The 25,122-nt window shown below is 63.1% G+C and carries 26 protein-coding genes; 16 read left to right on the top strand and 10 right to left on the bottom strand.

Annotated elements, in window-relative coordinates; genetic code table 11:
- Positions 1-29 precede the first annotated feature (29 nt).
- Positions 30-890 carry a TIGR01548 family HAD-type hydrolase gene (locus tag P1M51_RS13105; protein ID WP_276245620.1) on the bottom strand — a complete coding sequence of 287 codons (861 nt, stop codon included), beginning with the start codon at positions 888-890 and terminating at the stop codon, positions 30-32.
- Positions 891-908: 18 nt separating this feature from the next.
- The gene (locus P1M51_RS13100; RefSeq protein ID WP_276245619.1) at positions 909-1,316 is read right to left on the bottom strand and encodes a UPF0146 family protein; all 408 of its coding nucleotides are present in this window, start codon (positions 1,314-1,316) and stop codon (positions 909-911) included.
- Between the two features lie 39 nt (positions 1,317-1,355).
- On the opposite strand from P1M51_RS13100, the gene P1M51_RS13095 reads away from it, so the two are divergent.
- Together P1M51_RS13095 and P1M51_RS13090 are read left to right on the top strand one after the other, a co-directional pair.
- Complete coding sequence (locus P1M51_RS13095) at positions 1,356-1,877, top strand: archaemetzincin family Zn-dependent metalloprotease (RefSeq protein WP_276274577.1); 522 nt, start codon at positions 1,356-1,358, stop codon at positions 1,875-1,877.
- Positions 1,878-1,932: 55 nt separating this feature from the next.
- Entirely contained in the window at positions 1,933-2,124 is a 192-nt protein-coding gene (locus tag P1M51_RS13090; RefSeq protein WP_276245617.1) for a hypothetical protein, read from the top strand.
- Here the strand turns inward: P1M51_RS13090 and P1M51_RS13085 are convergent.
- On the bottom strand, positions 2,112-3,926 hold the full coding sequence (locus P1M51_RS13085) for a ribosome biogenesis/translation initiation ATPase RLI (RefSeq protein ID WP_276245616.1): 1,815 nt from the start codon (positions 3,924-3,926) through the stop codon (positions 2,112-2,114). The genes P1M51_RS13090 and P1M51_RS13085 overlap by 13 nt on opposite strands.
- A 2-nt stretch (positions 3,927-3,928) precedes the next feature.
- On the bottom strand, positions 3,929-4,228 hold the full coding sequence (locus P1M51_RS13080; RefSeq protein WP_276245615.1) for a hypothetical protein: 300 nt from the start codon (positions 4,226-4,228) through the stop codon (positions 3,929-3,931).
- A gap of 88 nt (positions 4,229-4,316) precedes the next feature.
- Here P1M51_RS13080 and P1M51_RS13075 point away from each other — a divergent pair, with 88 nt between their 5' ends.
- A complete protein-coding gene (locus tag P1M51_RS13075) occupies positions 4,317-4,595 on the top strand; it encodes a helix-turn-helix domain-containing protein (RefSeq protein ID WP_276245614.1) in 279 nt (92 codons plus the stop codon).
- A 153-nt stretch (positions 4,596-4,748) separates the two neighbouring features.
- On the opposite strand, the gene P1M51_RS13070 is transcribed toward P1M51_RS13075, so the two are convergent.
- Positions 4,749-6,596, bottom strand: coding sequence for a PINc/VapC family ATPase (locus tag P1M51_RS13070; protein ID WP_276245613.1), 1,848 nt, complete (start codon positions 6,594-6,596; stop codon positions 4,749-4,751).
- Between the two features lie 105 nt (positions 6,597-6,701).
- Between P1M51_RS13070 and P1M51_RS13065 the strand changes: the two genes are divergently transcribed.
- From P1M51_RS13065 to P1M51_RS13045, 5 genes are all read left to right on the top strand, one after another.
- Entirely contained in the window at positions 6,702-7,769 is a 1,068-nt protein-coding gene (locus P1M51_RS13065; RefSeq protein WP_276245612.1) for a M20 family metallopeptidase, read from the top strand.
- A 51-nt stretch (positions 7,770-7,820) separates the two neighbouring features.
- Positions 7,821-9,320 carry a carboxypeptidase M32 gene (locus tag P1M51_RS13060; RefSeq protein ID WP_276274576.1) on the top strand — a complete coding sequence of 500 codons (1,500 nt, stop codon included), beginning with the start codon at positions 7,821-7,823 and terminating at the stop codon, positions 9,318-9,320.
- Between the two features lie 126 nt (positions 9,321-9,446).
- Positions 9,447-9,626 (top strand): HVO_0416 family zinc finger protein, encoded by a 180-nt coding sequence (locus P1M51_RS13055; protein ID WP_276245610.1) that lies wholly within the window; start codon positions 9,447-9,449, stop codon positions 9,624-9,626.
- A gap of 104 nt (positions 9,627-9,730) precedes the next feature.
- Positions 9,731-9,889, top strand: coding sequence for a hypothetical protein (locus tag P1M51_RS13050; protein WP_276245609.1), 159 nt, complete (start codon positions 9,731-9,733; stop codon positions 9,887-9,889).
- A 65-nt stretch (positions 9,890-9,954) separates the two neighbouring features.
- Positions 9,955-11,790 carry a UvrD-helicase domain-containing protein gene (locus tag P1M51_RS13045; protein WP_276245608.1) on the top strand — a complete coding sequence of 612 codons (1,836 nt, stop codon included), beginning with the start codon at positions 9,955-9,957 and terminating at the stop codon, positions 11,788-11,790.
- Here the strand turns inward: P1M51_RS13045 and P1M51_RS13040 are convergent, their stop codons facing one another.
- Positions 11,791-12,033, bottom strand: coding sequence for a hypothetical protein (locus tag P1M51_RS13040; protein WP_276245607.1), 243 nt, complete (start codon positions 12,031-12,033; stop codon positions 11,791-11,793).
- Positions 12,034-12,117: 84 nt separating this feature from the next.
- Here P1M51_RS13040 and P1M51_RS13035 point away from each other — a divergent pair, with 84 nt between their 5' ends.
- Positions 12,118-12,693, top strand: coding sequence for a riboflavin synthase (locus tag P1M51_RS13035; RefSeq protein ID WP_276274575.1), 576 nt, complete (start codon positions 12,118-12,120; stop codon positions 12,691-12,693).
- Here P1M51_RS13035 and P1M51_RS13030 read toward each other — a convergent pair.
- Complete coding sequence (locus tag P1M51_RS13030; RefSeq protein WP_276245605.1) at positions 12,690-13,724, bottom strand: PrsW family intramembrane metalloprotease; 1,035 nt, start codon at positions 13,722-13,724, stop codon at positions 12,690-12,692. The two genes, P1M51_RS13035 and P1M51_RS13030, sit on opposite strands and share 4 nt — an antisense overlap.
- A 115-nt stretch (positions 13,725-13,839) precedes the next feature.
- Here P1M51_RS13030 and P1M51_RS13025 point away from each other — a divergent pair, with 115 nt between their 5' ends.
- Genes P1M51_RS13025 through P1M51_RS13015 form a run of 3 tightly spaced genes read left to right on the top strand, consistent with a single transcriptional unit; the run spans position 13,840 to position 15,770 of the window.
- Positions 13,840-13,974 (top strand): hypothetical protein, encoded by a 135-nt coding sequence (locus P1M51_RS13025; protein WP_276245604.1) that lies wholly within the window; start codon positions 13,840-13,842, stop codon positions 13,972-13,974.
- A 45-nt stretch (positions 13,975-14,019) separates the two neighbouring features.
- On the top strand, positions 14,020-14,394 hold the full coding sequence (locus tag P1M51_RS13020; protein WP_276245603.1) for a hypothetical protein: 375 nt from the start codon (positions 14,020-14,022) through the stop codon (positions 14,392-14,394).
- Entirely contained in the window at positions 14,391-15,770 is a 1,380-nt protein-coding gene (locus tag P1M51_RS13015; protein ID WP_276245602.1) for a DUF402 domain-containing protein, read from the top strand. Before P1M51_RS13020 ends, P1M51_RS13015 begins: the two co-directional genes overlap by 4 nt.
- On the opposite strand, the gene P1M51_RS13010 is transcribed toward P1M51_RS13015, so the two are convergent.
- From P1M51_RS13010 to P1M51_RS13000, 3 genes are read right to left on the bottom strand one after another with little or no spacing between them, the layout of a single operon-like run.
- Entirely contained in the window at positions 15,767-17,260 is a 1,494-nt protein-coding gene (locus tag P1M51_RS13010) for an LVIVD repeat-containing protein (protein ID WP_276245601.1), read from the bottom strand. The two genes, P1M51_RS13015 and P1M51_RS13010, sit on opposite strands and share 4 nt — an antisense overlap.
- Before the next feature lie 54 nt (positions 17,261-17,314).
- Entirely contained in the window at positions 17,315-17,995 is a 681-nt protein-coding gene (locus tag P1M51_RS13005) for a TIGR00266 family protein (protein WP_276274574.1), read from the bottom strand.
- Positions 17,996-18,044: 49 nt separating this feature from the next.
- Positions 18,045-18,494 (bottom strand): universal stress protein, encoded by a 450-nt coding sequence (locus P1M51_RS13000; RefSeq protein WP_276245599.1) that lies wholly within the window; start codon positions 18,492-18,494, stop codon positions 18,045-18,047.
- Positions 18,495-18,733: 239 nt separating this feature from the next.
- Here P1M51_RS13000 and P1M51_RS12995 point away from each other — a divergent pair, with 239 nt between their 5' ends.
- The 4 genes from P1M51_RS12995 (at position 18,734) to P1M51_RS12980 (ending at position 25,116) form a co-directional block, all read left to right on the top strand.
- Complete coding sequence (locus P1M51_RS12995; RefSeq protein ID WP_276274573.1) at positions 18,734-19,822, top strand: GNAT family N-acetyltransferase; 1,089 nt, start codon at positions 18,734-18,736, stop codon at positions 19,820-19,822.
- Positions 19,823-19,862: 40 nt separating this feature from the next.
- Entirely contained in the window at positions 19,863-22,811 is a 2,949-nt protein-coding gene (gene uvrA, locus P1M51_RS12990; protein ID WP_276245597.1) for an excinuclease ABC subunit UvrA, read from the top strand.
- 42 nt (positions 22,812-22,853) lie between these two features.
- On the top strand, positions 22,854-23,852 hold the full coding sequence (locus tag P1M51_RS12985) for a hypothetical protein (protein WP_276245596.1): 999 nt from the start codon (positions 22,854-22,856) through the stop codon (positions 23,850-23,852).
- Between the two features lie 172 nt (positions 23,853-24,024).
- Positions 24,025-25,116: a geranylgeranyl reductase family protein gene (locus P1M51_RS12980; protein WP_276245595.1), complete on the top strand. Its 1,092-nt coding sequence runs from the start codon at positions 24,025-24,027 to the stop codon at positions 25,114-25,116.
- Positions 25,117-25,122 lie beyond the last annotated feature (6 nt).

Genomic DNA, 25,122 nt, shown 5'->3' with positions numbered 1-25,122 from the left:
ATTAAACGTTTGGAGAGAGGCGGTGATTGCTAGTCCAGCAAGTCGGCCACGTCGTTGACCGATTCGAGCACTGCCGCCGCGCCCACGTCGGCGAACTTCTTGCGGCCCGAATCGCCGGTCAAGCCGCCGGTCAGCACGCCGATGCCGTAGTACACCCGTGCGCCGTCGCCGCGATCTGCATTCAGGGCGGTCTTCACGTCGTCTAAGGTGTCGCCGACGAAGGCGACGTGGGCCGCCCGCGTCCGGTCGGCCAACCGGATGAGGGCGCGTGGGTCGGGCTTGCCCTCCTCCCAGTCGTCCATCGTCCAGCGCAGGTCGTCTGGGACGTCCAGTCCCACGCGGTCTAAGGCAATCTTCGCCTCGCCCTCGGGTCGCCCGGTGAGGACGGCCACGTCGAATCGCTCGGTCAGGCGGTCGATGGTCTCTGCTTCGAGAATCACCGGTTCGTCGTGGATAAACCCGCGGGTCTCCATCGTCGGCTCCTGACCTTCGAGTTCCTCGTACAGGTCACTTCCGAGGTAGAGATGCTGGAACACGTCGTGGAGGCGTTCTGGCTCCCACTCGTCGAACACAGCGTCGGGTTCGTCGAGGAGTGCGCGAACGACTTGCTTCGCCGCGCCAAGGCCACCGCCCTCGCGGTGGATGGCGTCTGTAAATTCTTCGAGCGTGAGGTCGATTCCTTCGCGGCGGGCGAGGATGTAGAGCGCCGCCGCGTAGGTGAGTTGCCAGTCGTTGTTGAACCCGCCCGCGTCCTTGAACAGTTGGATGTCGGCCTTCTCGATTGTGTCGCCATACACCGACTCGACGCTCTCTATGATGGCTCTCCGGTAGGAGTCGGCCACGTCGACGAGCACGCCGTCGATGTCGAGGACGACCGTGTCTACGCGCATATCTCACAGTTTGGGCGGTCAGTGATAACGGGTTCGTCCGCGTTCGAGTGCGTGAAACAGGGTGTCGTCCGGCAGCATCTCGGGCGTCGCGGGGATGACCGCGGGGTCCGTCCCGAGCGTCGTGAAGTAGAACTCAGCGCCCACGCGGCGGGCGATGTCCGCAACTGCACCCTGCAAATCCGGTGGGCAATTGAGCGCATAGATGCAGTCGGCGAGGTCGTACACACCGAGGCCTGGGTCGGTGACGTCGTCTATCACGAACGTCACGCCGTCTGGAACTGGCACGTCGTAGATATCGACCGCTGTCACGTCCTTGCCCGCGGCGACGAGGCCCGCGGCGACGTCGGTCCGCCGGCCGATGCCCACCTCGACCAACCGGTCGTACCGCGCTAATCGAGAGACGAGTGCCTCGGTGGAGTTGTCCACGTCGGTGTGTTTATCATTGACGCAGACAAATGTGTTGCCATGCACGTCGACATCGTGCCGGTGGGCGAGGTGCCGGCGCTGGTAAAACGGGAAGCGTCGGCCGGACTTCGGGCAGTCTACGGCTGTGACGTCACCCTCCACGACGCACTCGACATCCCAGACGATGCGTTCGATTCGAGTCGCAACCAATACCGGGCAGAGGACTTCATCGAACTCGCCAGCCGGGTGGGGTCGGGGGACAAAAACATCGCCATCACCGCCCAGGACCTCTACTACCGTCGGCGAAACTACGTCTTCGGACTCGCCTACCTCTCGGGCAACGGCAGCGTCATCTCGACCTACCGCCTCCGAACCTCCTCCGACGGCGGGTTCTCGAATCGCTCCTCCGAGGACGTGTTCGCAGACCGCGTCCGCAAGGAGGTCGTCCACGAAATCGGCCACACACTCGGCCTCGAACACTGCGACAACAGCCGGTGTGTGATGAACTTCTCACCCACCGTGCGCGAGGTTGACTTGAAAGAGCAGAACCTCTGTGGAACGTGTAATCGGCAAGTACTGTAACGTAGCATACATTTTCGAGACGGTTATCTCCTTGCGAGAAGTCCTGACCTTTGTAATGTCTGAACAATCTGCCCGGTCAAGCGCACGCTGGGCCATCCGCGAGGGAGCCATCATCGGCGGCATCCTCGGCTTCTGGCTCGTCCTCCAAGCCGCAACCGCGACCGTTGCGCTCTACACCCTCGTCAGGGTTGGCATGCTCATCATCGACCACTGGCGAAAAACGAGTCCGCAGGTTCAGGGCGCGTAGTAGTACTCGCCTGCTTTTTTCTGTTCGCGGTCGAGTTGGCTGTCGAGTTTGTTGATGCGTGGACGGCCGACGCGCTCGTCGCGCCGGAAGGTGATGTTGAGATTCGAGAGGAACTCGTTCATCCCCTCGCGCATCTCCATCGGCGGGGCGGCGTGCCCGTGGACCGCGGGTTCACCGTCGAACACCATCAGGCGGTCTGCGAGCAGGTCGATCATGTAGATGTCGTGGTCGATGACCATGACCGTCGCGTCGTGGTTCTCGGCGTAGCGGCGAATCGCCGTCGTTGCCCGAACGCGCTGCTCGACGTCGAGGTGAGCAGACGGTTCGTCGAGCAGGTAGAGGTCTGCGTCCTTCGACAGACAGGCGGCGATGGCGACACGCTGGCGCTCACCGCCGGAGAGGTCGGTGAGGTTCTGCTCCATGATGCGGTCGAGTTGGAGCGGTCCGGCGACCTCCGTCTGCCAGTACGACGAGCCGAAGTCGTCGGTAATCGAGGAGAGGAACACGTCGACGCGCATCGGCTGGTCGATTTCGATGTACTGTGGCTTGTAGGAGATGTCCAGCCGCCAGTCGAGTTCGCCCTCGTCTGGCTGGAGGTCGCCCGTGAGAATCTTCGCGAGCGTGGACTTCCCAATCCCGTTTGGCCCGACGATGCCGAGCACTTCGCTCTTGTAGATGCTGCCCGCCTCGACTTCGAGGCTGAACTCGCCGTCGCCGTAGGACTTCTTGAGGTTCGGGTACTCGACGAGCAGGTCGCCCTTCGCCGTCTCGCGAGGGGCGTGTTCTTCGAACTTGATGGCGTTCGGGCGAATCCGCATGTTCTCGTTGTTCAGGTAGCCTTGGAGGTACTCGTTGATGCCATTCCGAGTGGACTTGTTGCTCGTGATGACACCGAACGCCCCGGGTTCACCGTAGGCGATGTGGAGGGTGTCTGCGAGCATGTCGAGAATCGCGAGGTCGTGTTCGACCACGAGCATCGAACGGTTTTCCTCCTCTGCGAGTTCGCGGACGAGTCGCGCCGCGGTCATGCGCTGGCCGATGTCCAGATACGGCGTGATTTCGTCGAGGAAGTAGAAGTCGGCGTCCCGGGCGAGCGTCGCCGCGAGGGCCACGCGCTGGAGTTCGCCGCCGGAGATGGAGTCGATATCTTGGTCCATCACCGGGCGAATCGAGAGGCGGTCGACCAGTTGGTCGAGCACGCCGCGTTCGTCGGTTCGTTCGAGCAGTTCGCGGGTGTTGCCGTCGAACGTCTTCGGAATCTGGTCTACGTACTGGGGCTTGCGGGCCACCGTGAGGTCGCCGTCCTGCAGGGCTTCGAGGAAGTCCTGGAGTTCGGTCCCACGGTACTCGTCGATGACGGCGTCCCAGCCGGGGGCGTTGCCGTAGTCGCCGAGGTTCGGTTCGATTTCGCCGGAGAGAATCTTCACGGCGGTCGATTTACCGATACCGTTCGGTCCGAGGATGCCCGTGACGCGTCCCTCCTCCGGAACCGGCAGGCCGTACAGCGCGAATGCATTCTCGCCGTAGCGGTGGGTCGGCTCCTGATTGAGCTCCTGTGGGAGGTTGATGATTTCGATGGCGTCGAACGGACACTTGTTGACGCAGATGCCACAGGTCTCGCCGAGACAGATCTCTTCGGAGATGCGAATCTGGTCGGGTTTGCCCTGAACGGTGTCCTCACCGCGCTGTGTGATGCACTCTTTGCCCGTCCGGTTCGGTGGGCAGTAGTTCGCACATTCGTAGTTACAGCGGTCGGGCGAACACCGGTCTAAATCGACGACGGCGATGCTGTCTTCGGCCATGTTTAGAAGACGCTACCCTGCAGCAAGAGCGTCCAGGAAACGAACCAGAGCGAGAAGGTCATGAAGCCCACGTACAGGTAGTCCTTCGTCGAGAAGTCCTGTACGTCGATGCCGAGCAGGCGCAACAGCGGCAGCTGCACCAGTATCGCACCAACGAGGGCGAACACCGCCGTGGTGTCCTGGGGGCCCGTCGCTACCATCGCGGAGACGACCGCACCGGCGACCCCCGCGAGGGCCGAGATTGACGTGACCGTAACCCCGCGCATATGGGCCTTACGGCGGTCGAGCGTTTCGGTTGCCATACGGGTGTGTTGGGCTATGGAACGTAAAAAGCCGTTCGTTCGCGTGCCCTCAATCTTTATGCTTCCAGCGCCACAGTCATTTACAGTAATGGCTGAAACTAATGGGGAGGGACTCTCCGACCTTCCACCGAGCGCGAAACTGGTGTTCAAAGTGCTCGAGTACAACGGGCCGCTCACGCAGAAAGGAATCGTACAAGAGTCGATGCTCTCCGCGCGCACCGTTCGATACGCCCTCGAACGCCTCGAAGAGATTGGCGCGGTGAGCGAGGACGTCTACTTTGCAGACGCCCGACAGAACCTCTACGAGATTCCGGCTGAGCTGATGGCGGCAGACGGCGGCGCGGACCCTGCCGTCTGCGACGACTGAACATAACGAGGCACCCGGCTTTTTTCTCTCTCCCCGTTTTGAGCGACGGCTCAGTTCGTCACGTCCCAGTTGCTCGCGAACGACGATGCTGAACGTTGTGGTCGAAGCGACACGAACCGGGTGAAAACGCGTTCGGAAACCGACAGAATCGGCCTAGGACGAGATGACCGAAATCTGCTTGCCGTGGTCGATAGCACGCTCTAACTCTTCTGCAATCGCGCTGCCGCGGGAAACCTGAATGTCGCCACCCCGCGAGACGGTGGCGGTGAACAGGTACTCGCCGTCAGCCTGCACTTCGACGGTCTTACCGGCGCGGTCGGTGCCGATGGAGATGACGACGTGGCGTGAGGAAATCTCTGGTGTCACGACCTCACCCGACGATTTCGACCCCTTCACCGGTTTCGACTCTTTGCGTTCCTCGGGACGTTCGTCCAGGGTTCGCACGTCGATGCTCATGCCGAGGCGTTCTTCGACGTCCTGAATCCGGCCGCCGCCCTTGCCGATGACGTAGGAGATGTCCTTGTCCTCGACGTACACGACGGCGCTCGATTGGCTCTTGATTTCGACGTCCACGTGGCCGCGGGCGATGGAGCGAATCTCGCGTTCGATTTCCTTCTTCGCGAGTTTGTTCACGCCCTTGTCGCGGCTGCCGGTCGCGCCGACGGGGACGGTGACGACCTGCCGGTTGAAGGTGTAAATTTCGTACTCGGGCTGGCCGGTCTCGTAGTCGCGAATCATGATGACGGGACGGGCGAGGTCCTCTTCCATGAGGCCCTCGGGGACCTTGACCTCGGTCGTCACGTCGTAGATTTTGGCGATTTGTCCGGCCTCGATGTAGACGACGGTGTCTGCGACCTGCGGAATCAAGCCGAGTTCGACCCGTCCGATGAGGCGCTGGAGGGCGTCGATAGCGCGGGTCGCGTGGACGACGCCGACCATCCCGACACCGGCGAGGCGCATGTCTGCGAACACGGAGAAGTCGCTCGTCTTTCGCACCTCGTCGTAGATGGTGTAGTCAGGCCGGACCATCAGCAGGGAGTCTGCGGTCTTCTCCATCGACCCGGCGAGTTCCGTGTACTGGGTAATCTCGGGGCCGACCTGCAAGTCGCGGGGTTTCTCCATCGTCTTGACGGAGAATCCGGCGTCGTTCAGGAACTCGGCGACGGCCTGGCCGAAGGTGGACTTCCCGGCGCCGGGGGACCCGGAGATGAGCACGCCGCGCTGGCGTTCGAGGAGGCGCTCTTTGATGGTGTCTGCGCCCTCGTAGTCTGCCATCGAGGTCTTGACGATTGGCCGAACGGCCGTGATTTCGAGTGCGTCGGAAAACGGCGGCGAGGCGATGGCGATGCGGTAGTCGCGAAACTGCACGATGGTCATGCCGGGTTCGGAAAGTTCGACGAAGCCTTCCTCGTCGTCCTCGGCACCGTGTTCGATTTCGACGGCAATCTCGCGGAGTTCGCTCTCGGTGAGCACGTCTTCGCGAATCTTCTCGAAGGCCATCTCGCCGACGGAGCCGCGTTTCGCCATCGGACGGACGCCCACCTTGAGGTGGACGGACATCGTCTGGTCGTCGAAGAACTCCTCGATTTCGAGAGTGCCGACCTGCCGGATGGTCGGCTCCAGGTAGATGACGTCGAGGCCTTTCGCCTTCGCAACTTCGCTTTGGACGACGTCGCTCGTTACGAACGTGGCGTCGTGTTCCGAGGCGAGGTCGCGAATCAGCGCGTCGATTTCACCTTGTTTCGCTCGCCCGCGCTCGTTGGAACTCGGCCGGCGGCCGACGTACTCGACGGTAATCTCGCCGTCGTCGGCGAGTGCTGCGAGCTTCTGGAGTTCGCCGAGGCCTTCCCAGCCACTCTCGTGGCCGTCGTTGGCCCGCGACTCCAGCTCTGCAACGACTGCTTCCGGAACGTAAACGGTCGCGCCAGCGAATTCGCCGCTTTCGACTCGTTCGGACACGCGGTGGTCGATGACCACACTCGTATCCGGTACGACATTCATACCCCTTGTACGCCCGCGAGGCCTGATAAGACTGTTCAACAGTCACCCAGGTGAGGGGACTCTCCACTCCCGAAGCGTAAGGTGATTCGCCCCGAAGGCACGCCAATGACCGTCGCAGACCTCACCCGAGACCTCGTCTCGATTCCGAGCCACGAGGACGAAACGGCTGTCGGAGACATCATCGAAGAGTGGCTTCGCGAGAACACGGACGGCGACGTGACGCGCGACGATACGGGCAACGTCATCGCTCGCAAAGGCGACGGCGACCGGTCGCTCGCCCTCGTCGGCCATCACGACGTGGTCGCGCCAGACGACTCGCAGGTCGAAGCCGGCGAGTACGTCGTCGATACCCGCGACGGGCGCATCTACGGTCGGGGAGCCGCCGACATGAAAGGGGCCGTCGCCGCCGCCATGGTCGCCTTCCGCGACGCCGACCCCTCCTGTGAACTCATCTTTGCGTCGTTCGTCGGCGAAGAGGTCGGCGGAACCGGCGCACGCGCCGCCATCGACGACGGTTTCGCCCCCGATTTCGCCATCGTCGGGGAAGGCTCGACTGGCTACTCGGCGGTGGGCGTCACCGACGTGGCCGTCGCCCACAAGGGACGTCGCGGGAGTACGATTTCCGCCGAAGGCACGGCGGCCCACGCGAGCGAAGTCGAGTCAGGCGAGAACGCAATCTATCGCGCTTGCGACGCCGTGAACGTCGTCCGTGACCTCGACTTTCCGACCGCCGAGGTGCTTGGCCACGCCATGACCGGGAGCGTCGCGGTTACGGAAATTGAGGGCGGGAGTGGCTGGAACGTCATCCCCGCTTCGTGTACTGTGACGGTAGACGAGCGGACGGTTCCCGGCGGCTACGCCCCGCTCGAACGGGTCGAAACAATCGAGGGCGTGTCGTGGGCGGTCGACCAGGACCTCCCGCCGATGGCCTGCGACGACGCCGACTTCGCGGACCTCGTGCTCCGGGCGGCCGAGAACGCACAGGACGTCAGCCCAGAACAGGTCACGAAGCCCCACGCCACAGACGCCGGGTGGCTGGCGCAGGCCGGGACGACCTGCGTCATCTGCGGCGCGGCGGAGCAGGGCGAAGCCCACACGAAAGACGAGAGCGTTTCCATCGACACGCTCGCCGTCTGCGAGGCCATCTACCGCGAAGTCGCAGAGACGCTTTGAGCCAGCGACCGTGTGAGAGGATTGATACGTGTGCCGGTTCCTTGTGAATCTATGGCATCGGACACACCCGACGCATACGACACCCTTCTCTCGAAGTACGGTCGAATCTCGAACCTCGAATACGCGAGCCACCTGCTCTCGTGGGACCAGCAGGTCATGATGCCGCCAGGCGGCACCGGTGCGCGTTCTCGCCAACTCTCTGCGCTCTCTGCGACGAGCCACGAACTACTCACGGCGGACGAAATCGGCAACCTACTCTCCTCGCTCGACGGTAACGTCTCCGGCGAACAGGCCGCTGCCGTCCGCGAAATCCGCCGCCAGTACGAGCGGGCCACCCGCGTTCCGACGTCGCTCGTCGAAGAGATTTCGAGCGCCACCTCCGAGGCACTCCCCGTCTGGGAGAAGGCAAAGGACAGAGACGACTTCGGGTCGTTCGCGCCGACGCTCCAACGCATGGTCGAACTGAAACGTGAATACGCCGCCCACATCGACCCGGACGCAGACCCCTACGCCGTCCTCTTTGCCGACTACGAACCCTACATCGAACTCGACACCGCAGACCGCGTCCTCACCCGGCTCCGAGACAACCTCGTTCCCCTCATCGAAGACATCGCCGCGAGTGGGGTCGAAGCCCCCCGCCCCTTCCAGGGAACCTTCGACACGGGCGTCCAGAACGAACTCTGTCGCGACGCACTCTCGCTGTTGGGTTACGACTGGGAGCGCGGCCGCCTCGATTCCTCCAGTCACCCCTTCTCGACCGGGACGCAGTTCGACTCGCGCATCACGACGCGCTTCCAGGAACACGACCCAATCGACGCGCTCACCGCGACCATCCACGAGTTCGGCCACGCCCAGTACACCCTTGGTCTGCCACAGGATGCCTACGGGTCGCCCCTCGGTGAGGCGCGCGACCTGACCGTCCACGAGTCCCAGTCGCGTCTCTGGGAGAACCACATCGGTCGGTCGCGGGCCTTCTGGGAGCGATTCCTGCCGTCGTTCAAAGACCGCTTCCCGCAGGTCGGCGACGTGAGCACGGACGACGCCTACCGCGCGGTCAACCGGGTTTACGATGACAACTTCATCCGCGTCGAGGCGGACGAACTCACCTACCACATGCACATCGTCCTCCGGTTCGAAATTGAGCAGGCGCTCATCCATGGCGACATCGAGGTCTCCGAGGTTCCACAGGTCTGGAACGACAAGATGGAGGAGTACCTCGGCATTCGCCCCGAGACGGACGCACAGGGCTGTCTGCAGGACATCCACTGGAGTCATGGCAGCTTCGGGTACTTCCCGACGTACTCGCTTGGATCCGTCCTTTCGGCGCAGCTCTTTTCGAGGGTCGAAGACGCCATCCCGGATGTTTACGACCGGGCCCGGGAGGGGTCGTTCGATGCGCTCCACGAGTGGCTCAACACGAACGTCCATGACCACGGCAAACGCTACACGACGCCCGAACTGGTGAAGGAAGCGACTGGCGAGGCGTACACGGCGGACTACTTCATCGACTATACGACGAAAAAGTACAGCGACCTGTACGCCCTCGACTGAGTCGAAAAGTTATCTTCTTTCCATTTTACTGCCCATTTGATGACAAATAGTCAGCTTTTGTCCTGTCAATTGCTTAACTACGGGTGCCAGAAACACTAAGTACTGTCGTGGTATAGCATACCATGTATGGCCTCAGCACCGAACGATACCGTATTCGACGAGTTCCTGTCGCAACGTGGCCACGAAACTGCTTCCGTCGGTTGGCAGCAGAACTATAACAAACTCCAGTGCCCAGAGTGTATGGGGCTTCACGATACAGACGCGACAGAGTGTTCGGTCTGCGGATGGACCCCGCGAACGGTATAACGCCGCTCTCCACATTCGTCAATTTTTGCGGCCCGTTAAATAGAGGCAGAGTACGCCGGGGATAGAGATATAATACATAATTTCCACAACATTAGGTAGGAAATATGCCCGAATGCCAGAACTGCGGTTCCTTCGTCACCGACGCTTACGCTCGTGTGTTCACCCCGACTGGAATCGACGACCCCCGCGTCTGCCCCCGCTGTACCGACAAGATTCGAGAAGGTGCTGCCGTCCGCGATGCACGCTCGCCGCGCAGCTCCTGACCACCCCTGAACCCCGCAAATTTTAACCCTGAGGTTTATCCATGACCGACTCTACCAATTGGACAATGACTGACGCCGAACCCACGGTCACTCGATTGTTCGGAGGGCCGGGGAGCGGGAAGACGACGGCGCTTCTCGACGAAGTCGAAGACATCCTCAATCGCGACGGTGTCGAGATAAACGACGTCCTCGTCGTCTCTTACACCCGCGCTGCTGCCGCAGAAATCCGCGAACGCCTCGCAGAACGCCTCGACGTGAGCCCCCGCTCGTTGCAGGGGAACGTCTCGACCATGCACGCGAAAGCGTACGAACTGCTCGACCTCTCGCGCAAGGACGTGGTCGGCGAGAAGGACAAAAAGGAGTTCTGCGAAGAGTACGGCCTCGAATTCGAAGACGAATATTCGAGTTCGCGCCGCCGCACCGCCCGTTCGACCACCATCGGAAACAAGATTATCGCCACGAGCCAGTGGCTCCAGCGCACCCGCCGGGACGTGGCCGACTGGTACGACGTGCCCTTCCAGTGGAACGTAGAGAAGGTTCGCCTGCCACCGGAAATCGACCCGAACGCACAGGAGGGCAACAAGTACACGCCGACGTGGCCCTCCGACGACAAGCGCATCGACATCCCGGAGGCCATCCGGGCGTGGCAGTCCTACAAGGGCAAAAACGACAAGGTCGGCTTCGCCGACATGCTCGAACGCGTCCACCAGCGCTCGCTCCTGCCGAGCGTCGATTACCTCGTCATCGACGAGTTCCAGGACATCACCACGCTCCAGTACGCCGTGTACGAGGAGTGGAAAAAGCACATGAAACACGTCCTCATCGCCGGTGACGACGACCAGGTCGTCTATGCGTGGCAGGGTGCGGACCCGAAACTCCTGCTCAACGAAGGTGGCGAGGACGTGATTCTTCCGAACTCCTACCGCCTTCCGTCGAAGATTCTGAACGTCGTCCAACACGAGATTCGACACATCGAGGAGCGCCAGGAGAAGAAGCTCAAGCCCCGCAAGGAGGGCGGCATCGTCGAAGCGATGCATTCGCCGTCGATGCTGGACCTCGTGCGCGAACTCCGTCGGACGGTGGCCGACGAGGAGGGAACCATCATGGTGCTGTTTCGCGCCCGCTACCAGATGTTCCAGTTCATGGACGAGTTCATCGGCGAGGGCATCCCGTTCCGCGTGCTCACCGACCAGCGGATGTGGACCGACCGCCTCTACCAGTACGTCACCGCGGTCGAAGCCATCGCCGAGGGCGAGAACGTAGACGGACTGCAGGCACGCCGTCTCGCGAACATGCTCGCGGACTCCGCGTTCGGGACCAACGACCGCGAAGCGCTGTTCGAGGCCATCGAGGAAGCAAAAGAAGAACACGAGGAAGACGACCTCACGAACCTCGAATTCGACCCCGACTTCATCCGTCAGTTCGCGCCGTTCGTCCCGGCCCCCGAATCGGCCGCGGACATGCTTCGGAAGGTTACCTCCTTCCAGAAACGCTCGCTCAAAGCCTACTTCAGCGGCGAGTACCAGCACCTGGACCGCGACAAAGTCCGCATCGGCACCATCCACTCGGCGAAGGGTCGTGAAGCAGACCACGTGTTCGTCGCCACCGACCTCACCGAAAAGGTGGTCGAACAGATGGCGGCGCTCATCGAACAGGACCCCTCGCTTTCGCCCGACGTGGAGTTCACGAAGCGCACGAGTCCGATTCCGATGATGACCGACAACGAACGTCGCGTCTTCTACGTCGGGATGAGTCGTGCCCGCGAACGCCTCGTGATGATGGAGAATCTCGTGGACGGCGCGCCGACGCTCCCCATCGACGTGTTGTTACACAACCGTCCGGTGGACAAACCGCTCGACGAACTGCTCGCAGAAGCCGTCGAACCCATCTCCGCCGACTGACTACTCCTCTTCGTCTTTCTCTTTTATCACCACGCCGGCCACCTTCTTTGCGGCCATGCCCGGCAGGTCTCCGGGGGTGGTGATGTACTCCTCTATCGCAATCATCAGCACGGCGAGGCCGATGAAGCCAGCGCCGATGAGCGTCTCGCCCCGCGAAAGCATGTCAAGGCCGAGCAGGCCCACAGGGATGGCGAACGCGAGCGCGATGGCCAACTGGATGGTACCGATGATGCCCTTTCCCATTAATCGAGAGTCCGCGTCCGCGAGCAAAAACACCACGGCTTTCGAGGCGGGGGATTCTTTTCTGCGCCCTGCTTACCTCTCGGCATGTTCACCGGAATCGTCGAAACCACGGGCGACGTGCTCGCGGTCACCGACACCGAGGGTGGCCGGCGGCTGAAACTCGGCGTCCCCTTCACCGACCTCACCCACGGGCAGTCCATCAGCGTAAACGGCGCGTGTCTCACCGTCGAGGAACACGGCGACGGGTGGTTCTCCGTCTTCTTGCTGCAGGAGACCATCTCGCGCACCGCCTTCGACGCGGTCGAGGAAGGCGACATGGTCAACGTAGAACGCGCGATGCCCGCGGACGGTCGGTTCGACGGCCACATCGTGCAGGGACACGTCGATGGCACGGCAGAAATTCGCCGCATCGAGCAACTCGGCGAGGACTGGGAGTTCGAAATCGAACTACCCGCAGAATCGGCGAAATACGTCGTCGAGAAGGGGTCGATTACCGTCGATGGCATCTCGCTCACGGTCGCAGCCCGACAGGAAGACGCCTTTACCGTGGCCATCATCCCGACGACCTACGACCTGACGAACCTCTCTGAAAAGGAAGTTGGCGACCGCGTCCACCTCGAAGTGGACGTCATCGCGAAGTACGTAGAACAGCTGCTTTAGGCGTCGTACTCCGTTTTCGCGACTTCGAATTCGCTCGCGTCCTTGCCGTGGTGAAGTTCCTTGTAGGTGCGGCTGTAGCGGCGAATCTTCCGCAGCAGGATGTAGCCGAAGATGCCGTCGAAGACGATGACGAACCCGAGGAAGACGGTGAACGGCGAAATTCCCGGAACCAGCGCGACGACGATGTCTGGGACGGTGGAGACGAGCGTATTGTAGGTGCCGTGGATGACGGCGGCGATGAGCAGGCCCTTCACGACGATGGGACCGCGATTCTCGGGGTTGAACTTCGCGAGGCCGAGGTAGTAGCCGGCGAACGCAGAATAGATGACGTGGCCCGGCCCGGCGAGGGCGCGAACCGCCGTGATGCCGGAGCCAGCGCCGACGATGTTGCCGCTGCCGAGCATCACCGCATTCAGGTTCTGGGTGATGTAGAGGGCGTTCTCGATGGTCGCGAAGCCGAGACCTGCGACGGCCCCGTACACCGCGCCGTCGATGACCGCGTCGAATCTGTCAGAGCGGTAGGCGTAGAGCCTGATGGCGAGCCACTTTACGACCTCCTCGACCGGCCCGACGACGAGATAGAACATGAGAATGAGGCCGATGAGCGGGGCGGTTCCGAACCCGGAGCCGATTGCCTGGACGCTCGACCCGACGACGGTGTTCAGGATGCCGGCGAATCCGGCGAACAGCACGCCGAGGATGAACGTGGCGACCAGAAGTTCGAGCGGTTCGCCGGAGGTGGCGTCTTCGCGGTGGACGTACCACGCGAGGCCGAGCGCCGGGAGCGCGGAGAGCACGACCAGCGCGGTCACGGTCGGGTCGGTTACCGCGCCGAAGCCGCCGAGGGCGAACTGCGAGACGAAAATGAGGACGGCGGCGAGGATGACGACGGCCCTGAGCGTGAGGTTGAGCCACCGATGCAGTCGGACAGAGATTCGGTCGAGGCGAGAGCGTGCCTCCCACGTTGCCACGTCGTAGAGGTCGTGTGACCCGTCTGCGCGCGCCTGCACTGGGTCTCGTCTTCGCGTCATGTCACTTCGTAAGGCAGCCCCGACCCTAATTGTTCTGCCGTCCTAGCACTGATTCAGCTACCTAATACAGTATCAGGAGTAGTTTTATCAAGGGTTTCGCGCCCACTGGTAGGTCATGACACGGTACAGCACGAGTCGTGGCTTACTCTACACCGCACCGCCGACAACCGACCGACGGTCGAACAGCGAGGACGAAGCAACCGCAGCCCAAGACTCAGCCGCCCCGTCCGCGGCACCCGCAGACGACTGAGGACAGACCGCGCTATTTTCAATCCCGCCGTCCCAACCGACGCCCATGCACTTCGACCAGCGAACGCAGAAGGCGCTTCGTGACGCTGGCCTCTCGCTCGACGAACTGAAAGCCGTCTCGCGAGCGGTCGTCGAGGCGACGCAGGCGGACGCCGACCGCCTTCATGCCTTCTTCGAGGACCACGACACCGTCTACTCCGACATGGACCTCGCCCACAGCAAAGCCGAGTTTCCCGAACACACCGTCTCGTACTGCGACCTGTTCACCCATGGGGCGGACATCCGCGGCTACCTCCGGTTCGACTCGTGGGGCGTCCCAATCGAAGGCGGGCGGGTCCTCGGCGACGACGTGGTCGAACTGAACCTCGGCGCGACCGTCCACGACCGCGTCCGCTTCGCTGCGAGCAGAGACGCGCTATGAACGTCCGCGTCCGGGGCATCTACACGACGGCGGTCACGCACCTGCTTCACGATGCCGGCCACGACGTCGTGCTCGCCTCAGAACCAATCCGTAACCGCTTCGACGAGGCGTTCGAAGACGCGGAGTACGACGCCACCGTCGAAACCACGGCAGACCGGCAGGGCGTCGGCGTCGTCGGAACCGACGAGGCAGTCGGCGAACTCCACGACCTGCTCGCCGTGGGTATCGACACGTTCTCGTGGGCCGACCCGGCCCCGCGCGGCGCGGTCTGCAACGTCGTCGTGACGGAAACGCTCGGCAGCGGTGCGGTCGTCGACCTTGGAGCGGCCGAAGGGTTTCTCCCCTACTCGAAGGTTGACGACCGGGTTTCAGAAAACGACGCCCTTCGGGTGCAGGTTCGCGACCCCGCCGCACCGTGGAGCGGCGACCGACCCGTCGTAGACACACGAATCCGCGTGATGGGCGGTCTCGCGACGCTCGTCCGCGGTCCCGAACCCTCCGGCACCCGGCCGATGGCCCTCGGCGACCTCCTTCCGACCGACCCGCCCGAGGGCTGGTACGTGAGTTGGGGTCGGGACGCAGACGACGCCAGTCTCGACGCGCTCGACGACGCGCTTTCGGCGGCAGTCGCGCAGGCTGACGCCATCGAAGGGTCACTCGCCGACGCCCCCGACCCGACCGACGAGGCACCCCTCGCGCTCCACGACGGCGAGGCGACGCGCTGGGTCTGGTTTGGTCGCGACTCACGATTCGCCCTCGACGACCACCGCCGGGCGGTCACCACGACGATGCCCGGCCACCACCGCATCAAGGCCGCAGACCGCCGGGCCAGCGCCGCGGTCGATTTCGTCGAGGATATCTGCGACCCACAGGGCGAGTTCCCCTTCGCCGCGGTCACCCGGCAGTTTGGACCGATGGCCGGCGACACTGTCGCCATCGGCCACGGGAAACCAGACGGGCGACTCATCACCCTCGGGTCGGGCGAAGTGACCGACCGCGAAGTCGATAACCAGCGCATCACGGTCACCCGCAAGATGTCGCCCGGCGGTAACTACGACGCACTCGAGGTTCCCCGCCGCGCCGGCGACGTGGCGGTGACGAAGTTCACCGAGGGCAAGTGGTGGTATCCGACGGTGTACCGCAGTCAGGACGGCGACCGACGGGGGACGTACGTCAACGTCTGCACGCCAGTCGAAATCTTCCCCGACACCGTCCGCTACGTGGACCTCCACGTCGACGTCATCAAGCACGCAGACGGCACGGTCGAGCGCGTCGACGACGACGAACTGGACGCTGCAGTAGCCCTCGGGAACATCTCTCCAGAACTCGCAGAAAAGGCTCGCCGCGTGGCGAGCGCGCTCGAAAAGGCGCTTTAATCTTCGTTTCGCTCGCGATGCAGATACCGCCACGCCCCGAGGCCGACACCAGCGACCGCCGCAGGCACGCCGAAGCCGGGCCCAGTCGTCTCCGTCGTGGTCGGTTCGGGCGTGCTCGTGGCCGTCGTCGTCGGTGCTGCCGTCGTGGTCTGCGTGCTCGTCGTTTGCGTCGGTGCGGTAGTCGCCGTCCGCGTCGGCGTCCCCGTAAGCGACGGCGGGTTCTCCTGTTCGCCCGCCCGGTCGGGGAACGTGTACAGGGCCGCTCCGCTGGCACCGTTACTGACGGCGGGGTTCTCGTGGCTCGTGGCGACGAAGAACTCTCCGGGAACCGCGAGTTGGGCGGTCCAGAAACTCGTCTGCGTCGGTTCGCGCCACCACGCCAGTTCCTCGGGATTCGCCGGGTCCGAGATGTCGTGAATCTTCACGCCGCCCTGATACCACGAGGAGTAGAGGCGGTCGCCCACGATGTCGAAGTTGTGGGACGTCGTCCACGTCCCCTGGAACGAGGCGTCGTCGACTTCGGGCGGTTCGAGCATCGCGAGGGGCTCTGGGTTCGCCATATCCGAGATGTCGAACAGTTCGATGCCGCTCGGACCACCGGAGTCGTCGCTCGTGTCCACGTCCCAGGACTCGCCGCCGACGCCCATCACCGTCGCGTCGTCGTTGACGGTGACGTAGTGGTCGTTACCCGGGGGCTCGAAAATCATCTGGTTGAGCTGGTCGTTCGTGAGCTGCGACAGTTCTTCGGGGTCGGGGGACCGGACGCTTCCGAGTGACTCCGGGTTCGCCGGGTCGCTCACGTCGACCATCCACGTGCCGGCATCCCAGAATACGAGATAGGCGATGCTGTCCTGAACGTAGAGGTCGTGGAGCGTCCACACGCCGACGCCGACGTCTGCCCAGCCTTCTTCCGCGTCCACGACGGACCAGCGACCCACTTCCTCCGGCTCGCCGCTGATGTCGAAGACGACGAGTTCGTTTCGCCGATTCTCCACGTCCTGGGCGTGCTCGTTGTCGCCGAAGTAGGCGTACTCACCTTCGACGAAGACGTTGTGATGGAAGAAGTCGGTCTCGTGGACGGCGCGGCGGGAGGGATTCGCCGGGTCCGACACGTCGTAGAGGATGAACGCGTTGATGTTTTCCTCGGCGGTCGGGTTCGCCGGGCCGGCGACGAGCAGCGTGTCGCCGTCTACTTTCACGTCGTAGATGTTTCGGAGGGGGCCGCCGTCCACGTCGCCGAGCAGTCCGCGCTTTTCTGTGAGCACGGCCGGATTGGCGGGGTCGCTCACGTCTACGGTGGCGAACCCGTCGGTCAGGGCGAGGAAGGCGGTTTCGCCGTCGGCACTGACGACGACTTCTTTCGCTCGAGCGAGGTCAAGCGTCCCCAGCGGGGTGTACGATTCGTCCGCCGCTTGGGCGGAAACCGAGCGGCCGAATGCGGGGAGGGCGGCGCCTGCGGCTGCGGCTTTGAGGACCTGTCTGCGGCGCATGTCTCACCTAAACACGTTGTACGTATGATGTTTTTGGTCAGGTACGTGGACGGCTCAGTTGCTGCTGTTTCTCGTCGGTAACTGCGGGATGAGCCACGAGAGGAAGGCGTCCTCGCTCCGGGTTTGCATCCAGATGCGGCCCGGGCCGGTGAAGGTGACGACGAGGCCTTCGCCGCTCAGAAGGGTGGACTTGAGACCGCCGACTTTGTTGACCGTGAACTCTGTCGTCTCCTCGAAGGCGACGACGTGTCCCGTATCGACGATGTACTTCTCGCCGGGTTCGAGGTCGACTTCCTGAATCGCGCCGTAACTCGACAGGAACGTCTCGCCGGTCCCCGTGAGTTTGAGCAAGAACAGTCCTTCGCCGCCGAAGAACGTCCGGCCGCCGCCGAATTTGGTGTCGATTTCGATGCTCGGGTCGGCCGCGAGGAACGACCCCGACTGGACGTAGAGCGTCTCGTCTTCGATGTCGTGGTTCACCACGTCACCCGGCAGTGGCGGAGCGAGCGTGACGTGGCCGTCCGTGGTCGCGGTGAACGTGTTCATGAAGAAACTCTCGCCGCCGAGCACGGACCGTTTGAGCGACCCGAGCAGGCCGCCGTTTGCTGCGGTCTTGATTTCGACGCCGTCTGTGTAGCTGACCATCGAACCCGCTTCGGTGACGATTGCCTCTCCTGCATCTAAGTGGATGGTTACGAAGGCGAACGACGGGCGGTGGCCGATTTCGTGATGCATCTCACCGTAGACATTGGCCGGCAACTGTTAAGGAGATTTGCCCGGTCGGTCAGTCCCGCCTGACGTACGTCACCGGACACGGCGCGGCGAACAGCACTTCCTGGGCGGTCGAACCGAACACGGCCTTGCCAGTCGGCGATCGCTTTCGCCCGCCGATGACGACTCGGTCTGCATCGACCCCCTCCGCGAGGTCGACGATGGCGTCGCCGTGGTTTCCGACCGATCCCTCGATTTCGTACTCGACGCCCGCCTCGTCGAAGTGGTCTGTGAGCTCTCGAATCGTCGTGTGCCGTCGCGCAACTTCGCCCGGTTCGGCGCGGTTTTCCACAGAAAAGTCGAGCCGTTCGAGAACCGAGTCGAACTCCTCTTCGGTGAATACATGCCCGAGGACGACGGTTGCACCGGTCGGCTTTGCGACATCGATTACGGTCTCTGCGAGTCGGCCCACACTGTTCGCATCGCGGGGGCCAACCGCGAGCAACATGGTATCCAGTGCCATACAAACGGGTTCTCACGTCACCGGTTAAATCTAGGGCCACAGATGAGCGAGTGTTTTTTCGCGGACGAAGCATTTTCTCCCCACTCAGTAGCCACTCCTTTCGCACGACACGTCGGCGACCCTCCTCCAACTGCCGCCCGGCCAGTTTCCAACCGCCTTCGCAGTTAGCAGCCCACTTCCCGTCTCGGCGCGGCTGTTGAAACTCTGTAACAATAGTGAATCACAGAGACGTGACAGGTATGGCACTCGTCACACACACGGCGTATGTAAACGGTGTCACCATTCGCCTGTCTACAGACGGCGACCGTGACGCCATCTGCGCACTCGTAGAAGAAAGTCTCTCCGCGCCTGCAACGCCCGACTGGTTCGACTGGAAGTATCTCGACAATCCCTTCGCCGACGACTTCTCACTGCTCGTCGCCGAGGTCGATGGAACGGTCATCGGAATGCAGGGCTACCTGTCGTTCCCGCTCGCCCACGGCATCGAATCGCTCGCTGGGGCGATGCTTGTCGATGCTATCATCCATCCGGACTACCGGGGGACGGGCATCTACTCGAAACTCGCGAAGGAGACAATTTCACACGGCGAGGCGACGCACGACGTGCTCTTTTCGTTCCTCAACGACGCGGCCGCCCCCATCTTCGACCACTGGGGCTGGATCCGGGTCGCACCCACGAAAACGCACTCCCGAATCCAGGACCCGGGCGCGTTCGTCCGACCGCTCGGACCAATCGCCACGGTCACGACGGCGCTCGCTCGATTCCTCCGCCGCCGCCGCGACCGGCGCGTCACCCTTGGTGAAAAACTCGCCATCGAACAGGCCGATGGTGTGTTCATCGACGACCTCGTGGTGCTCTCGCGCCGAGTGACACCGTCACGTCTCCACCTCCGACGCGACGAACGCTTCCTCGCGTGGCGGTTTGGCAACCCACAGGACGAGTGGACCACCTACACGGCAACCCGCTACGGCGTGCCGCTCGCCTCCGTCGTCACGCGAATCAAGATGGTCGGCGACAAGCGTGTCGTCACCCTCGCAGAGGTGGCACCACTCGAAGGCGACGCGGACCGGACTATCGGCCTCCGACGTATCCTTCTCCACCTCTGCGAGGAGCACGCTGACGCGACCCTCCTTCAGGTTCCAGACGGCTTGCTGCCCGAGGCAGTTCTCGCCGAATTTGGCTTCAAACGCGACGAGAGCCGACTCCGCAGACTGGTGGTCGGCGGACCCGAGTACACCCTCTACGTGCACTCGACAAAACCGCTGCCGGTGAACGTGTTCGAGCCGGCAAATTGGCTGCTTCCTTCGGCCGCGCAAACCACGTCCTAACCGACAGCGTTTCACGGCCAGCGTCCATACGCAGGCGTAGATGAGCAAGGACTACATCGAGGTTAGGGGGGCCAAAGAGCACAATCTGAAAGACCTCGACGTTCGCGTCCCGCGCGAGACGTTCACCGTCGTTACGGGACTTTCGGGGTCGGGGAAATCGTCGCTCGCCTTCGACACGATTTACGCAGAAGGCCAGCGCCGCTACATCGAGAGTCTGAGTGCCTACGCCCGCAACTTCCTCGGACAGATGGACAAACCACAGGTCGAGAGCGTCGAAGGGCTCTCGCCAGCCATCTCTATCGACCAGAAAAACGGGGCGAACAACCCGCGGTCGACCGTCGGGACGGTGACCGAACTCCACGACTACCTGCGCCTGCTGTACGCCCGCGTCGGCATTCCACACTGTCCCGAGTGTGGCCGCGAGGTGGGCGAACAGAGCGCCCAGAACATGGTGCGTCGCATCCTCGAACTGCCCGACGGCACGAAGGCGAAAATCGCCGCACCCGTCGTGCGCGACCAGAAAGGTGCGTTCGTAGACCTCTTTTCTGATCTCGTGAGTGACGGCTACTCGCGCGTCGAAGTCGACGGCGAGGAGTACGACCTCACCGTGGAGAAACCGACGCTTGACGAGAACTTCCGACACACCATCGACGTCGTCGTCGACCGCGTGAAAATCGCGGAGAAAGCCCGTTCTCGCATCACCGACAGCGTTGAAACCGCACTCCGCGAGACCGACGGCATCGTCAAGGTCGTCCTGCCAAACCCGCCGAACGGCGTCAAACTCGGCTCCGAGACGCGCTCGACCGGGTCGCTCGGCGCGAACGCTGAGAAAGATGGCCGACTCGTCGTCGAGTTCTCAGAGGACCTCGCGTGCACCCACTGTGGTATCGACCTGAGTGAAGTGGAGACGCGCAGTTTCTCGTTCAACAGCCCGTACGGGGCGTGTCCAGAGTGTTCCGGCCTCGGCGAGACGAAGGAAATCGACGAAGACCTCGTCATTCAGGACCCGAGCCAGCCGCTCAAGCACGTCTTCGAACCGTGGAGCTACAACCGGACCTACTACCGCCGCCAGCTCGACTCGATGGCCGAGCACTACGACGTCTCGCTCACCACACCGTTCGAAGAGCTGGACACCGAGGTACAGGAGGGCTTTCTCTACGGGACGCGCGAAGAGGTGCTGTTCGAGTGGCAGACGAAAAACGGCGTCCGCCGGAAGAAACAGCCGTTCGAGGGCGTCATCCCGAACCTCGAACGACGCCACGTCGAAACCGACAGCAAGCGCGCCCGCGAGCACATCGAGAAGTTCATGTCGGTCACGACGTGCCCGGCGTGTAACGGGTCGCGCCTGAAGCCCGAATCTCGCGCTGTCCTCGTGGATGGTACGTCCCTTCCAGAGGTGAACCGCATGAGCATCGGCGACGCGCTCACCTACTTCGAGGGACTCGAAGAGAACCTTACCGACCGCGAGCGAACCATCGCGACGGAGATTCTCAAGGAGATTCGCGCCCGCCTCGGCTTCATGTGCGAAGTTGGTCTCGAATACCTCACGCTCGACCGGGAGGCCGCAACCCTGTCGGGCGGCGAGAGCCAGCGGATTCGCCTCGCCACACAGATCGGGTCCGGACTGGTCGGCGTCCTCTACGTGCTCGACGAACCGTCCATCGGCCTCCATCAGCGCGACAACGACCGCCTGCTCAACACGCTCTGTGAACTCAGAGATATCGGCAACACGTTGCTCGTCGTCGAACACGACGAGGAGACGATGCGCCGGGCGGACAACATCATCGACATGGGGCCTGGCCCCGGCAAACGCGGCGGCGAAGTCGTCTTTCAGGGCTCGTACGACGAGATACTCGAGGCCGACACCATCACCGCCGAGTACCTCTCCGGGCGCAAAGCCATCCGCGTGCCGACGGACCGACGAGAATCCGACGGCAAACTCACCATCAAGGGCGCCCGCCAGCACAACTTACAGAGCCTCGACGTTGACATCCCGCTCGGCTGTTTCACCGCAGTTACGGGTGTCTCCGGGTCGGGGAAATCGACACTCATGCACGAGATTCTCTACAAGAGTCTCGCGCGGACGATGAACAACAACACGAGCGTCGACCCCGGCGAACACGACGCCATCGAGGGTCTCGACCAGATCGAGACGGTGCGCCTCATCGACCAGAGTCCAATCGGCCGCACGCCGCGGTCGAACCCGGCGACGTACACGGGCGTCTTCGACTACATCCGCGAGCTGTTCGCGAAGACGAAACTCGCCCGTCAGCGTGGTTACGAGAAGGGGCGCTTCTCGTTCAACGTGAAGGGCGGGCGCTGTGAGGAGTGTGGCGGGCAGGGAACCGTCAAAATCGAGATGAACTTCCTCTCTGACGTGTACGTCCCGTGTGAGGAGTGTGGCGGCGACCGCTACAACAATGAGACGCTTGACGTGACGTACAAAGGCAAGAACATCGCGGACGTTCTCGATATGAGCATCGAGGAAGCCCTCGCGTTCTTCGAAGCAGACACACGCATCAAGCGCCGCCTGCAGTTGCTCTCCGACGTCGGCCTCGACTATATGCGCCTCGGCCAACCGTCTACGACGCTCTCTGGTGGTGAAGCCCAGCGCGTGAAACTCGCAGAAGAACTCGGTAAGAAACAGACTGGTGAGACGCTCTACCTGCTCGACGAGCCAACGACAGGTCTGCACTCGGAGGACGAGCGCAAGCTCATCGACGTGCTCCAGCGGCTCGTGGACAACGGCAACACCGTGGTCGTCGTCGAACACGAACTCGACCTCGTGAAGAACGCAGACCACATCATCGACCTCGGACCGGAGGGTGGTGAGAACGGCGGCCAAATCGTCGCAGCGGGTACGCCCGAGGAAGTCGCCCGCGACGACGACTCCTATACCGGCCTTTATCTGCGCGACCTGCTCCCGGAAATCGACCTCGACGGGCCGCGTGCGGACCGTGTGGCTCCGGCGATAACGACCGACGACTAACGACGCACTACCTCTTTCCGTCGGGCGAGCGTATCTCTCGGTATGACCTCAATTTACGCACCGCTTCGCGAGGTGCTCGTGGTCGCGACCGGCCGGGGTGGGGACTGGCAGGCAACCGAGCGACTCGACGGTCATTCGCTCGAATGCGTGGCCGTCTCGCCGGCCGAACCGAAGCGCATCTTCGTCGGAACGTTCGAGTCCGGCCTCCAGCGGAGTCTCGACGCTGGCGACACCTGGGAATCGGTCGGTGAGGATGTCATCGAGGGAGCCGTGATGTCAGCACGCGTGAGTCCGCACGACCCGGATACCGTCTACGTCGGCACGGAACCGAGCGCGGTCTATCGCTCCACTGATGGCGGCGACTCGTGGACCGCGCTCTCGCCGCTCACCGACCTGCCTTCGGCGGACGAGTGGTACTTCCCGCCGCGGCCGCACACCCATCACGTTCGGTGGATCGAGGTGGACCCCGAAGACCCCGACCGTCTCTACGTCGGCATCGAGGCCGGAGCCTTCGTCTACTCCGAGGACGGCGGCGAATCGTGGCACGAACGACCCTCCGGGTCGCGGTTCGACAATCACTCGCTGGCCGTCCACCCGGACGCGCCGGGCCAGGTCTACGCGGCGGCTGGCGACGGCTACGCGGAGTCGCGTGACGGCGGGCGGTCGTGGTCGCACCCCCAGGAGGGGTTGAATCACCGCTACTGCTGGAGCGTCGCACCAGACCCGGGCGACCCGGACACGGTGGTTCTCTCCGCTGCAAGCGGAGCGTACGCGGCGCACAACCCTTCGTCGGCCGAGTCCTACGTCTATCGACGCGAGACTGGCGGCCCGTGGGAGCGGTGTGGTGGCGACCTCGACGAAGGTGACGGGTTAGTTCGGGCGGAGCTAGCGACGGTCGGCGAACCGGGCGTCGTCTACGCCTTCTCGAACCACGGTATCGCTCGCTCTGGGGACATGGGTCGGTCGTGGACGACACTCTCGATACCGTGGAAAGACCGCTACGAGCGGATGACGCCACGCGGCTTTGCGGTCGTCGAATAAGGGCAAACAGCCGGCGTATCGGCTCCACGAAGTCGGATGCCGGACAGCCGCGGCGACTCCGTGGCGGTTCTCAGTGCATGGGCCGTGCTGGCCGCGGCTTCACTGATAAATCCTCGCACGCGGCGGCCACAGGCCGGGAAGTATATACTGACGGATAGAATAGGCGAAGCCAATGTACGATTTCGTCGTCGTCGGTGCGGGACCGGCCGGGTCGCGATTCGCCCGGCGAACCGCCGAGGACGGACACGACGTGCTCGTGCTCGAACGCGGGACAGTGGGCAAACCGCTCGCCTGCTCGGGGCACGTCAGCACCGACCTCTGGGAATTCACTCCCGAAGGGACGAAAGAAAAGCTCCTCCAGAACGAAATCTCCGGTGCGCGTTTTCACACTGACGGCCCGGGGAGCGACTCGCACCTCTTCTACAAACGCGACGTTATCTCGAACGTCATCGACCGCGTAGGACTCGACGAAGTGCTCGCCGACGCGGCCGTCGCAGCGGGGGTGGACCTGCGCGAAGACCACAGCGTTACCGAGGTTACGGAGCGTCGCGACCGCGTCGAGGTCGTTGCGCAAACGCCAGACGGCATGGAGACGTTTGCGGGGAAGATTGTGGTCGGGTGTGACGGCCCCGTCTCGCGGGTGCGCCGCGAGTGTGGCCTCCCCGAACCACAGGAGAAACTTCAGGGCGTTCTCGCCTTTTCCGAGGAGGACGACCCCGGCGAATACGTGGACGTCCACCTGACTGCGCCGACGTTCTTCGCGTGGCGAATCCCACGTGGCGAGGCGGGTGTCGAATACGGCCTCGCCGCGCCGCCCGGCTCTTCACCGACCGCCCGCGAACTGTTCGACGAGTTCGTCTCCGGCTACGACGTGGAAACCTCCCACTTCTGTGCGGGCATGATTCCGATTGGCCCGCCAAAACGCGTGACGGGCTGTCGAAGTCTGTTGATTGGCGACGCCGCCGCGCAGACCAAACCGTTCACCGGCGGCGGCATCGTCTACGGCATGACCGCTGCAGACCACGCCGCTGAAACCGTGAATCCGGACGACCCGGGAACGCTCGGCGATTACGAGCGGGCGTGGCGCGAGGACCTCCGGACGGAGATTCGACTCGGTGCGTGGATTCGCAAGGCGTACTCGCTGCCGAAACCCGTTCAGACGACCGGACTCACCACGCTCGCAGGCGAAATTGGCGTCCACATGGACAAGCCGACGACCCTCGCCTCGCGCGAGCAGTTGAAGGCGTTGCTGTCGCGAAAATAGCTGTTT

The organism is Haladaptatus sp. QDMS2, assembly GCF_029338295.1.
Classification (GTDB): Archaea; Halobacteriota; Halobacteria; order Halobacteriales; family Halococcaceae; genus QDMS2.
This window is presented reverse-complemented; position numbering and strand designations above follow the sequence as displayed.